Annotated in this window: 10 protein-coding genes; 4 read left to right on the forward strand and 6 right to left on the reverse strand. The window is 42.0% G+C overall.

Annotated elements, in window-relative coordinates:
- Nucleotides 1-139 precede the first annotated feature (139 nt).
- Nucleotides 140-1789: an RluA family pseudouridine synthase gene (locus F0249_RS05040; RefSeq protein ID WP_171756049.1), complete on the forward strand. Its 1650-nt coding sequence runs from the start codon at nt 140-142 to the stop codon at nt 1787-1789.
- 19 nt (nt 1790-1808) lie between these two features.
- On the opposite strand, the gene F0249_RS05045 is transcribed toward F0249_RS05040, so the two are convergent.
- Nucleotides 1809-2051 (reverse strand): DUF1289 domain-containing protein, encoded by a 243-nt coding sequence (locus tag F0249_RS05045; protein WP_017053707.1) that lies wholly within the window; start codon nt 2049-2051, stop codon nt 1809-1811.
- Nucleotides 2052-2279: 228 nt separating this feature from the next.
- Here F0249_RS05045 and F0249_RS05050 point away from each other — a divergent pair, with 228 nt between their 5' ends.
- Entirely contained in the window at nt 2280-2726 is a 447-nt protein-coding gene (locus F0249_RS05050) for an META domain-containing protein (RefSeq protein WP_171756050.1), read from the forward strand.
- A 51-nt stretch (nt 2727-2777) separates the two neighbouring features.
- On the opposite strand, the gene F0249_RS05055 is transcribed toward F0249_RS05050, so the two are convergent.
- The 3 genes from F0249_RS05055 to F0249_RS05065 form a co-directional block, all read right to left on the reverse strand.
- A complete protein-coding gene (locus tag F0249_RS05055) occupies nt 2778-3725 on the reverse strand; it encodes a class I SAM-dependent methyltransferase (RefSeq protein ID WP_171756051.1) in 948 nt (315 codons plus the stop codon).
- 20 nt (nt 3726-3745) lie between these two features.
- Nucleotides 3746-4444: a TIGR01621 family pseudouridine synthase gene (locus F0249_RS05060; protein ID WP_171756052.1), complete on the reverse strand. Its 699-nt coding sequence runs from the start codon at nt 4442-4444 to the stop codon at nt 3746-3748.
- A 114-nt stretch (nt 4445-4558) separates the two neighbouring features.
- Nucleotides 4559-5893 carry a sodium-dependent transporter gene (locus F0249_RS05065; protein ID WP_113795968.1) on the reverse strand — a complete coding sequence of 445 codons (1335 nt, stop codon included), beginning with the start codon at nt 5891-5893 and terminating at the stop codon, nt 4559-4561.
- A 351-nt stretch (nt 5894-6244) separates the two neighbouring features.
- Between F0249_RS05065 and cls the strand changes: the two genes are divergently transcribed.
- Both cls and F0249_RS05075 read left to right on the forward strand, forming a co-directional pair.
- On the forward strand, nt 6245-7699 hold the full coding sequence (gene cls, locus F0249_RS05070) for a cardiolipin synthase (protein ID WP_171756053.1): 1455 nt from the start codon (nt 6245-6247) through the stop codon (nt 7697-7699).
- A gap of 121 nt (nt 7700-7820) precedes the next feature.
- Nucleotides 7821-9008 (forward strand): cystathionine beta-lyase, encoded by a 1188-nt coding sequence (locus F0249_RS05075; RefSeq protein WP_136995658.1) that lies wholly within the window; start codon nt 7821-7823, stop codon nt 9006-9008.
- Nucleotides 9009-9113: 105 nt separating this feature from the next.
- Here F0249_RS05075 and F0249_RS05080 read toward each other — a convergent pair whose 3' ends face one another.
- Nucleotides 9114-9692, reverse strand: coding sequence for a DNA-3-methyladenine glycosylase I (locus F0249_RS05080; RefSeq protein ID WP_171756054.1), 579 nt, complete (start codon nt 9690-9692; stop codon nt 9114-9116).
- A gap of 120 nt (nt 9693-9812) precedes the next feature.
- Nucleotides 9813-12914: an efflux RND transporter permease subunit gene (locus F0249_RS05085; RefSeq protein ID WP_171756166.1), complete on the reverse strand. Its 3102-nt coding sequence runs from the start codon at nt 12912-12914 to the stop codon at nt 9813-9815.
- Nucleotides 12915-12925 lie beyond the last annotated feature (11 nt).

The following is a 12925-nucleotide window of genomic DNA, read 5'->3' on the forward strand; positions in this document are numbered from 1 at the left end:
TAGGCTTGGTATTAATCATTGCATGAAATAAAAATGCTCGACTTAAAAACAGCTCGATAATGTAAATATTCATCATCTGATGACTCATTCACTTTCATTCCTCTTTCTATGAGGGCTGAACTCAGATACAGATATTGAAATGCTCCCATTTAACCCACGTTTTTCTCGGCTAGCGTTTGATCCCGCAACTCAACCATTACCGAAACGTTTTACTTTTCCATACTATTACGAACCACATCCTTTAGCGAATCAAGCTATCGAAGGGTTACAACAATACCTTACCGAGCAATCAAACACTCTAGAAGATGTTCTCCACATGGGTCGAATGTTTGGTGTTCTGGTCGTAAAAGACCAAGATGGTATTGTAGGCTATTTATCTAGCGTCTCTGGTGAAAAACCTACTGCATTGGAAAAGTTTGTTCCTAGCATTTTGGACTCAACCAATCCTGAACTGCAATACATTCAGAACAAGATTGATAACCTTCGTTGTAAGCTTGATAAATTAAATGATGATCCTGACTTACATCAGCTTAACTTAGAGCTAATGAGCATTAAATCAGAATCGAGTATCGCTCTCGACAGTCATCAACTACGGATCAAGGAAGCTAAGAAAGATCGAAAGTTACAGCGAAATCAAGCAGAAGCTGAGATGTCACCTGAGCAACTAGCATCATTCATTAAGTCCTTAGGTGAACAAAGTAGCCAAGAAAAACGACAGCTAAAAAAATTAAAACATGAATGGTTAGAGAAGATCGCGTTTGTAGAAGAGCAACTAAGAAATCAGAATGCCACTGTGAATGCTCAAAAAGATGCCTGTAGACTAGAACTGGGCAAGTTAACAAAACTAAATCTACAACAACGTACTTTTTTAAATCAACGCGGCACTACACAAAGCCTCTACCATTTATTTAAAGATAATACACCACTCGAACCTATTGTGAATTCAGAGCATGAGAATGCCCCGAAACTATTGCAGTATGCGTTCAAACATCAAATGAAACCACTCGCGCTTGCTGAGTTTTGGTGGGGCCCCGCGCCTGAAAAAGAGATCAGGCAGCATAAAAATTTATACCCGGTCTGCCAAAGTAAGTGCTATGAAATTCTCAATCATATGTTAGATGGTATTGAGACAGACCCCAGTCCATTGACAGTTAACCCTGCTGAAGGCAAAGAACTCGATATCATCTATGAAGATGACGTGATGGTTATCGTAAATAAGCCTGAAGAGTTTCTATCCGTTCCTGGAAAAACCATCTTAGATTCTGTCTATACACGTATAAAATCACGTTACCCTAATGCGACTGGCCCTCTGATTGTCCATAGACTTGATATGTCTACATCAGGGTTAATTGTATTGGCCCTTACCTCTGAAGCAAATCGATTTATTCAGAAGCAGTTTATTGAACGAACAGTAGAAAAACACTATGTTGCTTTGTTGGAAGGCGAAGTAGAAGAAGAGTCCGGTGTCATTAAGCTGCCACTAGCGGGAGATTTAAGCGATCGACCTCGGCAGTTAGTCTGCTTTGAGAAAGGAAGAAAAGCGGAAACGACTTGGCAAGTCCTTAACCGAATAGAAGGCAGAACAAGAGTCAGACTCTACCCGAAAACAGGCCGTACTCATCAACTCAGAGTCCACTGTGCGCATCGTTTAGGGCTTAATTGCTCAATTGTTGGCGATGATTTGTATGGCTATAAACAAGACCGCCTCCACTTACATGCTGAATATTTACGTCTGATTCACCCTGTAACTAAAAAAGTAATGGTGTTCACTGCTGATGCCAATTTTTAGTCATTATTTTAAACACTCATCAATCAAATAAGCGCTGCTGAGGACTGGTTTCCGTTTCAGTGCTTATCTTCTTCTTAAGCTTTTGACGTTGATAGCGTTGACGGCATAACCGGATAACATTCAACTGCTGAGCAGGTGTCATGGACAGCCACTCAAACCGTTCACTACGCTTGCGCATGCATCCTTGGCAATAGCCTTTTGGATCAACGGTACAAACTCCAACACAAGGGTTAGGTACAGTAAAAAACTCCAATTGCTCCATATCTTCCCTCCCAAACTAAGTGCTCAATCTCATACACCATAAATATGACATTAAACGGATAAAGCTAATATTTACTTCTCAAAATACAATTTCCATTGCACTAAAATAATTTATAAAAAATAATGACGATATACTGACACCAAGATAACTTATTCCACTATATTGTTAATACATAAATAGCATAATAATCAATAGCATTTGCTAGCCATATTTACTGGAGTTCGTCCTATGAAGTTTAGCTCAAAAACATTATTCGCAGCAGTTTCTCTTCCAGTCATGCTATCAGCGTGCACTGGCAATGCGGATGATAACAGTATTGTTACAGAACAAGATTTGCAGCATCACCATTGGGAACTGACAAAAATTGATGGAAAACAAGTAAACTCTGATTCGAAAGTACCTGCCGCAAGTTTAGAAATAGGCGAAAAGATGACAGCAAACGGAAATGCCGGATGCAATAACTTCTTCGGCCAAAGCGAACTTGAGAATGGCAAGTTTCGTATTAAGCAAATGGGGATGACGATGAAGATGTGTCCTGAAGAATCGATGGCGGTAGAGAGTACCGTTTCTCAAACGTTATCAGATTGGTCACAACTGACTCTCACAAAAGAGTCACTCATACTCAAAAATGACTCACATACTCTGACATACACACTGCGAGACTGGATGAATTAAAAATATATACACATCAATTTGGCATCATAATAATATGATGCCAAATTTTCTTTAACTATGAATAATTCGCATAAAAACCATAGCTTTTAAGCTATTATCTGGATTTATATCCAAAAACTCCGGTGGATTATTCAACCTAGCGCTGTGCTTAATTAATGGAGCCTCTTCCTTCATAGAGTTAATTAAAAAATCAGGACTGACCGCTGGCGAGTTAACACAAGCTAAAACTTGACCATTTTCGGTCAATAATTCAGGTAAACGTCGTAATATTTTTTTATAATCTTTTGTTAATGCAAAGCTTCCTTTCTGAAAAGATGGTGGATCAATTACGATTAATTCGTATGGGCCTGCCTTTTTTATTTTTCCCCACGACTTAAAAATATCATGACCTAAGAAGCTAACCTTGCTTGTGTCATGTCCATTTACTCGGTGATTTTCACGGCCTTTATTCAGTGAGCCTTTTGCCATGTCTACATTAACCACTTTATTTGCACCACCAGCAATAGCCGCGACCGAGAAGCCACAGGTATATGAAAATAAATTTAATACCTTCTTCTCTTCAGCATTATTTCTTACCCAGTCACGCCCAAAACGCATGTCTAGAAACAAACCAAAGTTCTGGTTTCTGCCTATATCTAGCTGGTATTTTAAACCGCTTTCAATAACCACTGGATTTGCGTTTAATTCACCAAAGATCACCTCAGATGGAGCACCGTCACTATAACGGTGTTGAATTAGAATCGACTTACCTTCTCTTTTATTCCAAATTTCACTCTTTGTTAAAGCAAGTAAACCAGATTTCAGCGCATTAAAAAATTCGTCTTCAACTGGTTTAAAAATGTTCACTACCATCTGGCCTTGTAGCCAATCACATGTGAGTTGCTCTAATCCTTCCCAGTGCTGCCCTCGCCCATGAAAAATACGTCGAATTTCATCAGGGACAGTATGAAGTTGCTGCTCTATATGTTCAAAAAATACGGGTAGTGCGATTGTTTGCATCTGAAAATCTCTATTACTTATCATTTAGTCGTTAACTTAGGCCAGTTCATCTTCCAAGGCATCAGCCACTCATCTATATTGCTACTTGTCGGTTGCTCATGCCACTTGGCTCCAAGGTTTATCTGCTCTCTAGGATCGCAAAGGCATTCAAACTCTTCTTGCTGGTATTTGAAACGAATAGCAAAAGCGTGTAAATAACCACGGTCTGATGGCTCACCACAATTATAAATAGGGTCACCAACAATCGCAGAACCTACAGATTTTAATGCCACTCTTATTTGATGGGTACGCCCTGTATACGGCTTACAAAGGAATAACCGCTCACCTGGTAGGGCCGCTTGCGATAAGAATTGAGTGATTGCAGGGTTAACCTGAGTAGTCATTAGCTTCCATGAAGATCGTCTAGAGCGCTCCATATCCCCTTTTACCAGCCCCTGTTTTTTCTTCGGTTTATTGGCTCCGATCGCTAAGTAGTATTTTTCCACTTCTCGATTGGCAAATGCTTGAGATAACGCACTTGCGGCCGCATGGCGTTTTGCTAATAGAAGAATACCAGAGGTCATTTTGTCTAGGCGGTGGACCAGATAGAGTTTTTCGTCTCCAGTCACTTTAGCCACTTCTTGGAGCAGCATGGTATCACCGTCATCTTTGTGGACGCTGACGTTAGGGTGTTTGTTAATGATTACAAAGTCGGAATGACTAAAGAGTATGTCGAACATGACTGCGCTCCTATAATAGGCGCTTGATTATAGCGATTCCTTACAGAGATACCACACGAAAAAGCCCCGCAATGGCGAGGCTTTCATTAGAAGTGTTGAGATTAAATGGACGCTTTATGCAAAGAAGACCATCAGCATCAGTACCGGACATACAACGCGTACATATAGTGGCCATACTTTCCAGAATAAGCCGCTTTCGATTTCTGGGTAACCTTGCTTAAGCTCTTCTAATACACTGTTACGATGCCAAATCCAGCCCGCAATCAGCGTTATGAATAGGCCAATGATCGGTTGCGCGTACACAGTCGTTAACTGAATTACAAAGCCGAACAGATCGCCAAAGTTTAAAACAATCACTGACGATACCACTGTTATTACGGTACCAATCCACGCCACTGCGACTGTTCTGCTCTGTTTTAGCTCCTCAGTCGCACATGCAACTGGCACTTCAAGCATTGAAATAGATGATGTTAAAGCCGCAATAATCATTAGTAGGAAGAACACAAGACTAACAAAGATACCCATTGTGCCCATTGTATCGAACATCGCTGGTAGAACTGCAAACACGAGTGTATCTGAACTTAGTAATGCGCCTGATTCTGAGAAAATTTCTACGCCATTGTTTTTCGCCACAAACATTGCAGGAAGAATCAGCAGCCCAGCACCAAATGCAACACCAGTATCAACCAATGCAACCTGCGCTGCGGTTTTAGGTAAGTTCGTATCTTTTTTCAGGTAAGAGCCGTACACCATCATGGTACAAACACCAAGTGATAATGAGAAGAAGGCTTGACCCATTGCACTAACGACAAGATCAGCACTGAAATGTGAGAAATCAGGAACAAGGTACATTTTCAGACCTTCGACAGCACCATCTTGCGTAAAGATGTAGATGATCATCAATCCGAACAGACCAAAAAGCACAGGCATTAAACGAGTTGACCAACGTTCGATACCATCAGCAACGCCACTACGTACTACATACATAGTTAGCAGCATAAATATAACCATCAAAATCAGGTTTCGAGCCGTACCAAAACCCGTTAGCCAATCCGCAGCGTCATTCATACCAAGCAGGTCAAGACCGCTTCCGGCAAAAGAACCAATTAACCAACCAGCAACGATGGCATAAAAGCTTAAAATTAAAGATACCGCTGTCATGCCAGCTAAGCCGACAGCAATCGCGCCTGCTTTACCTTTTGGCCATACTGCTTTTAATGATGCAATTGGGTTAGATTGACCGTAACGACCGATAGTAAGTTCAGCGACCAGCATCGGAAATGCAAGCAAGAACACCATCAATAGATAAACAATTAAAAATACCGCGCCACCATTGCTCGCAGCTTGTGTGGGAAATCCCCAAATATTACCTAAACCAACAGCGGAACCCGCTGCGGCCATTATAAAACCAAACTTCGAAGAGAATTGGCCTCTAGAACTACTCGCCATAATAAATGTACCAAAGTTGTGTGTGCGTATTAAGGCGCCTATAGGGTGGTGTAAATTTTAATTTACACTCTAATAAAAATGGATTGGCGCTTGATGTCTAGCAAGTAAAACAGTTTGAGATTAAAATTGGAAGTCCGAACAGTATATTTTTCGGATTGCACTCAAATTTTCACTTTTAAATGTTGGTTTTTTAATCAATCTTTCTTTTTATCTCGCCATTTAACACTTTTCTAACAACAATCCACTGGTAAGAGGTTTCATATCTTCTTGCAATTTTGATCGCATAGAAAATTCCCATTCAAGTAGTTTCGCATTACTATCAGAACTATCTAAACTTACAGAACTTATCTCATGGAACAGCTTTATCATTATCTTACGATCATTGGCGTTGTCCTTTATTGGGTGCTTGTCGCAGGTGTGACCTTGCGTGTGGTTCTAAAACGCAGAGCCGTGAGTGTTTCATTATCTTGGTTGATGATTATTTACATCATTCCTATTGTTGGTGTGTTCTGTTATTTCCTTTTTGGGGAGCTTAATTTAGGCAGAACACGGGCAGAGCGCGCTCATAAAATGTTCACCCCTTTTGGTAATTGGTTTAATCAGTTAAACGACTGCCAAGCTCACCTTCCTGAGCACATGAGCGTTCATATCACCAAAATTGATGAGCTATGTAATAACCGAATGGGGATCCCTGCTTTGAGTGGTAACTCACTTTCATTGCAAGACTCCCCCGACAAAATATTACGCTCGATAATTCAAGATATTGAAAACGCTCAATCAAGTATTCGGATGGTTTTCTACATTTGGCACCCAGGAGGGTTAGCAGACTCTGTCGCCTCTGCATTGATACAGGCATCTAAGCGAGGGGTGAATGTAAAGCTGTTACTGGATTCAGCCGGAAGCCCGCGATTTTTCCGAAGTCATTGGTTCGGCATGATGAAATCTTCTGGTATTGAAGTAAAGCAAGCACTTGCAGTAAGCCCTATGCGTATATTTTTGCGTCGCTTAGATTTACGTCAACACAGAAAAATTATTGTTATCGATGATAGCATTGCCTACACAGGCTCAATGAATCTGGTTGACCCTGAACATTTCAAACAAGATTCAGGCGTCGGTCAGTGGATTGACATTATGGTGAGGGTCACAGGCCCAACGGTCAATGTTCTTTCCGCGATTCATTGCTGGGATTGGGAAGTGGAGACTGGTGAACGAGTCTTTCCTCAATTACCTGAGTGTACAATTAATACCAATGAGAGCCTTCACCCTATCCAAGTCGTGCCTTCCGGGCCGGGGATGCCTGAAAACCTCATTTTACAAGTCCTCAGTATCGCCATGCATCAAGCCAATGAATCTATTCGAATCACTACACCCTATTTTGTTCCCAGTGCTGATCTATTAGAAACGCTAAAAATGACGGCTCAGCGGGGCGTGAACGTTGAGTTAATCATTCCGCACAAAAACGATTCACTGATGGTCAAGTGGGCATCTCGTGCTTTTTATAGCGAACTTCTAGAAGCAGGTGTCAAGATATACGAATTTTATGGCGGTCTATTGCACACCAAATCTGTGGTGGTTGATGAGAAGTTTTGCTTAGTCGGAACAGTAAACGTTGATATGCGCAGCTTGTGGCTCAATTTTGAAGTCACTCTCGCTGTGGATGATAAGGCGTTTACTAAAGAACTGTATTGGTTACAGCAGACTTATATTGATAGTTCGCACAGCATATTATTACCGGAATGGAACAAACGATCTGTTTACAACCGCTTTTTTGAACGTGCATTTTATTTATTCAATCCATTGCTCTAATTTCAATTGGTAATAACGCATAACGAATCGTAGCTTGCATTATTCGACCTCAACGTGCTTTATATAAGCATTAACATCACTATGTAAGCTCTCACAGCATTGACTCTGACAAGGAATTCAAATGGCAGAAAAGAAAAAAACTCAATTGATTACCGCTGGCCGCGACAAAAAGTGGACCAATGGCGTGGTAAATCCTCCTATTCAGCGCGCATCTACGATTGTGTTTGATACCGTAGCCGAGAAAAACCACGCAACGATCAATCGAGCGAACAAGACTCTTTTTTATGGTCGCCGTGGCACCAATACTCACTTTGCTTTTCAAGATGCCATGGTTGATGTTGAAGGCGGAGCCGGCTGTGCCCTATTCCCTTGCGGCACCGCTGCTATTTCAAATGCCATTTTATCTTTTGTTGAAACCGGTGATCATATTTTGATGGTAGACACCTGTTACGAACCGACTCGAGATTTCTGTAATACAATAATGAAAAAAATGGGGGTCGAAACCACGTATTACGATCCTCAAATAGGCGAAGATATAAGAACATTGATCAGGCCGAATACCAAAGTTCTGTTCACCGAATCTCCAGGATCCATCACCATGGAAGTTCAAGATGTTCCGACCCTCGCTCGAATTGCTCATGAGCACGATATTGTCGTTATGCTGGACAATACCTGGGCCGCTGGTGTCAATTTCTCACCATTTGATCATGGTGTCGATATCTCAATTCAGGCTGCCACGAAGTACATTGTTGGTCACTCCGATGTCATGCTTGGTACTGCTGTCGCTAATGAGAAATGTTGGGACCAACTTCGAGAGCAGAGTTACCTCATGGGACAATGCGTATCCCCTGATGATGCATACCTCGGACTAAGAGGTATCCGAACTCTTGATGTGCGGATGCGCCAACATGCTAAAAATAGCCTTAAGGTCGCTCAATGGCTTGCAACACGCCCTGAAGTCGATCATGTCCGTCATCCCGCTCTGGAAACATGCCCAGGGCACGAATTCTATGAGCGCGATTTTACTGGTGGTAACGGACTGTTTTCTTTTGTATTGAAAACATCTTACCCACGAGCAACCACCGCGTTACTCGATGGCATGACTCATTTCAGTATGGGTTATTCATGGGGAGGATTCGAAAGTCTGATTTTGGCGAATGAGCCTAAAAGTTTCGATAGCTTAAGAACCATTGCGAACCCAAATTTTTCAGGCACACTCATTCGTTTGCACATAGGTTTAGAAGATGTTGAGGACCTCATTGCCGATCTAGAATCAGGACTTGAACGCTACAACGCTCTTATATCTTAACTCTCTTACATCTTAACCCATTGATATAATATATTTAATTGCGTAAGTGTTGCATTTGAAATCAACACTTACCTTTCCCTATTGTATTCTCTTCAAACTGTATTCCTAGCGAGCATCCAAATGATACTTGGGACATGTCACTAAATGATCATTGACCATTCCAGTCGCCTGCATAAATGCATAACAAATGGTCTCACCGACAAATTTAAACCCTTCCTTTTTAAGAAACTTACTCATCGCTTTTGATTGTTCTGTGAACGCTGGAACCTCATCTTGAGAACGCCACTGATTGACGATTGGCTTTCCATCGACAAATTGCCATAACGCTTTCTCAAGAGATCCATACTCTTGCTGCAAAGCCAACGCCGCTCTCGCATTACTATAAACGGATGCAATTTTTCCTTTATGGCGAACCACATCAAAATTTTCAATAATGTAGGGCACATGATCTTCATCGTATTGAGCCAATTTCTCAATGTTATAAGCTTCAAAGGCAGCACGATACCCTTCACGCTTTTTCAGAATCGTAATCCAACTCAACCCTGCTTGCGCCCCTTCTAAGGTAATAAATTCAAATAGCTTGATGTCATCATAAACAGGGACACCCCATTCAGCATCATGATACTCACGGTCTAATTCATGAGTCATCGCCCAAGGGCAAGTATGATCTTCTATATCACTCATATCGTCACCTAACATGATTTAAATTCTTGTTTTATTGTGCACATATACACATGGATAAATATCAAAAAAATGCCTTTAAATGGGTCATTTAAAGGCATAGTCATATAGTAGCGCACCTACTTAGCCAGTGATCTTAATTCGATGAAATAATCGATAGAAAACAGGTACCGCAATCAATGTTAATACCGTTGCAAATCCCAAACCGAACATGATCGTCACCGCCATTGGCTTAAAGAATGTATCCGGCAGCAGCGGAATCATCCCTAAAATAGTGGTTATCGCGGCCATACAAACAGGGCGAACACGGCTTAAAGCGGCATCAACTACCGCGAGATAAGGATCTTTCCCTGAGTGCATTTCAATCTCAATTTGATCGAGTAAAACAATACCGTTTTTCAGCAACATTCCGGATAAGCTTAAGAACCCAAGCAACGCCATAAAGCCAAATGGTGTATCGAGTAATAGTAGTCCCGTACTTACCCCAATCACCGCCAGAGGAACGGTCAGCCATACGATCAATGGCTCTTTTACAGAATTAAATAAGAATACCGTAATCAAGAACATGAATAGGTAGCCCATTGGCATGGTTTGAAATAGCGAAGCTTGTGCGTCACTAGAGGACTCATACTCCCCTCCCCACTCCAATGAATAGCCCGCGGGCATCTCAATGTCTTCGATTTGTGGTTGTAAGCGCTTCTGTAACGTTGATGCGGTTTCTTCTCCTAAGATATCGGGATCTGCCATCACCGTTAGCATACGCTTACGATTCTTACGCACAATCAGCGGATCTTCCCAGCGCATCTCATAACCTTGAGTGATCTGTTGCAACGGTATGAATTCGCTTAATACTGGGCTCCAAATTTTCATCCCCTCAATATTCCTGATATCCACTCGTTCATCTTCAGGTAAACGCGCGATAATCGGCATCAACGTTGTGCCATCACGGTACACACCCACTGATTTACCCGAAAACGACATCATTAAGAATTCATCAACGTCAGATTTACTGATCCCATAACGACGAGCTTGGCTCTCATTAAATTGTGGCTCAATGACTTTTGTTCGTTCACGCCAGTCATGACGAATATTATGCGCACCACTATCGGCATACATAACGTCCATTATCTGTTCTGCCAATTTACGTAATATTGTTGGATCAGAACCCACTAAACGCGCTTCAATCTTCGCGCCACCACCAGGCCCTAGCTCCACCTGCTTCAGCTTAAAGTTAATTTCAGGGAACTGAGATTGTATATGCTCTCTGAACCGAGCCATTAAGGGGGTCAACACCTCATAGCTCTTCACTCTAGTCACAATTTCACCGTATGCGGCATAACTTTTTTCTGAAGCATAAGTCAGCATAAAACGTTGCAGACCTTTACCCGCCGTTGTGGTGACATGAGATACTTCGTCTTGCTCTGCTAACCAAGCTTCCAATACCTTCAATTTTGTATTCGTCGCTCGAATATCAGTCCCTTCAGGCATCCAAATATCAACCATGAACATCGGGGTAGTTGATGAAGGAAAAAAGGATTGTTTAACCTGTGTAAAGCCATACAAACTCGCTGCTAAGCCAATGATTAACACTGCAACCGTGAGCCACGCTTTATGCATACAAAATTCGAGAAAGTTCTTATAAACAACAAACACCATGCCGTTATATGGGTCAGAATCCTCTCCTTGTTCTGGTGTTTTCTGACCTTTAAAAAAGATATCGGCAAAGAATGGCGTTAATGATATGGCAGTGAACCAACTTAACATCAATGAGATAAGTAAAACGGTAAACAGTGTTCCACAGTATTCACCCGTAGAATCCTGTGACAAACCAATCGGAGCAAACGCGGTCACGGCGATCACTGTCGCCCCCAATAATGGCCACTTGGTTTGAGTTACAATATCGGTTGCCGCTTGTAACCGAGTTCGTCCTTTCTGGGTACCGATGAGTATCCCTTCTACCACCACAATGGCATTGTCCACCAGCATCCCAAGGGCGATCACTAACGCACCCAACGAGATCCTTTGCAGATCGATTTTGAAGTACTGCATGAAGACAAACGTGCCCAGAACCGTAAGCAACAGTATCAAACCGATTAATAAGCCAGAACGAAGCCCCATAAAGAAGAGCAGAACAATAATAACGATTGCAACAGCTTGCCCAAGACTGACCACAAACCCACTGACGGATTTGTCGACTTCTTTTGGTTGGCTGTAAATTTCGCCTATCTCAATCCCTACTGGCTGTTGGAATTTCAGTTCCGCAAGACGACGGTCGAAAGCTTTGCCAATTTCAACTACGTTCACTCCAGCGGTAAACGAAACACCAACATTCAGTGCCAACTTTCCGTTGAAATTAATGATATTGCTTGGCACTTCCACATAACCACGCTTCACTTCGGCAACATCGCGTAAGTAGATCAGCCCATCGCTGCCGCCATCCGTTAAAATTAAGTCGCCTAACTGGTCTACATCGTCAAACTCACCCGTGGGATGGATGCGAATGTACTCATCACCGATGCGGATAGCACCAGCATCGGACACGACATTTTGTGTCGAAAGCAGATTAAAAACAGTGTTTGGTGATAACCCAAGTGAGCTAATTTTCTTCATTGAGATTTCAATAAAGACTTGTTCTTGCTGTTGACCTGACACCGAAACTTTACTCACACCATCAACTAGCTCTAACTCACGTCGTAAATAATCGATATAATCAAGCAGCTCTTTGTAACTGTAGCCTTCACCACTTACCGCCAATAAAATCCCATACACATCACCAAAATCATCAATCACACTTGGGTCATTCACGCCCGGCGGAAGTTGTGATTTGAGATCATTCACTTTACGACGTAATTCATCCCATATTTGCGGAAGATCATCCGGACCATAGCTATTTTTCATGCTTACCGTTATCTGTGATAAGCCGCGACTGGAGAGCGAATTGACTTCATCTACATACGACAACTGCTGGATGGCTTTTTCAAGCGGATAAGTCACCTCTTCTTCCACTTGCTGAGGTGTTGCGCCAGGGTAGGATGTCACGACCATTGCATCTTTAATGGTAAAGGCGGGGTCTTCTAAACGTCCAAGTTCAAAAAATGCGGCGACACCACCAATGAGGAAAATCAAAGAGAGCATCCAGCTAATCACTTTATTACGAATAAAATAAGCCGCAACGCCAGTGACATCAGAATCATCTTGTGGTGAAGATGGTTGAGGCTTAGGCATGTTTTGTTCTG

This window comes from Vibrio sp. 03-59-1 (genome assembly GCF_013114135.1).
Taxonomy (GTDB): domain Bacteria; phylum Pseudomonadota; class Gammaproteobacteria; order Enterobacterales; family Vibrionaceae; genus Vibrio; species Vibrio cortegadensis.

Bases quoted from the DNA above. Each gene is read 5' to 3' on its own strand.
- F0249_RS05045 (WP_017053707.1), bottom strand. From the start codon at position 2,051: ATGGAGCAATTGGAGTTTTTTACTGTACCTAACCCTTGTGTTGGAGTT.
- F0249_RS05055 (WP_171756051.1), bottom strand. From the start codon at position 3,725: ATGCAAACAATCGCACTACCCGTATTTTTTGAACATATAGAGCAGCAA.
- F0249_RS05050 (WP_171756050.1), top strand. From the start codon at position 2,280: ATGAAGTTTAGCTCAAAAACATTATTCGCAGCAGTTTCTCTTCCAGTC.
- F0249_RS05065 (WP_113795968.1), bottom strand. From the start codon at position 5,893: ATGGCGAGTAGTTCTAGAGGCCAATTCTCTTCGAAGTTTGGTTTTATA.
- F0249_RS05040 (WP_171756049.1), top strand. From the start codon at position 140: ATGCTCCCATTTAACCCACGTTTTTCTCGGCTAGCGTTTGATCCCGCA.
- F0249_RS05060 (WP_171756052.1), bottom strand. From the start codon at position 4,444: ATGTTCGACATACTCTTTAGTCATTCCGACTTTGTAATCATTAACAAA.
- F0249_RS05080 (WP_171756054.1), bottom strand. From the start codon at position 9,692: ATGAGTGATATAGAAGATCATACTTGCCCTTGGGCGATGACTCATGAA.
- cls (WP_171756053.1), top strand. From the start codon at position 6,245: ATGGAACAGCTTTATCATTATCTTACGATCATTGGCGTTGTCCTTTAT.
- F0249_RS05075 (WP_136995658.1), top strand. From the start codon at position 7,821: ATGGCAGAAAAGAAAAAAACTCAATTGATTACCGCTGGCCGCGACAAA.
- F0249_RS05085 (WP_171756166.1), bottom strand. From the start codon at position 12,914: ATGCCTAAGCCTCAACCATCTTCACCACAAGATGATTCTGATGTCACT.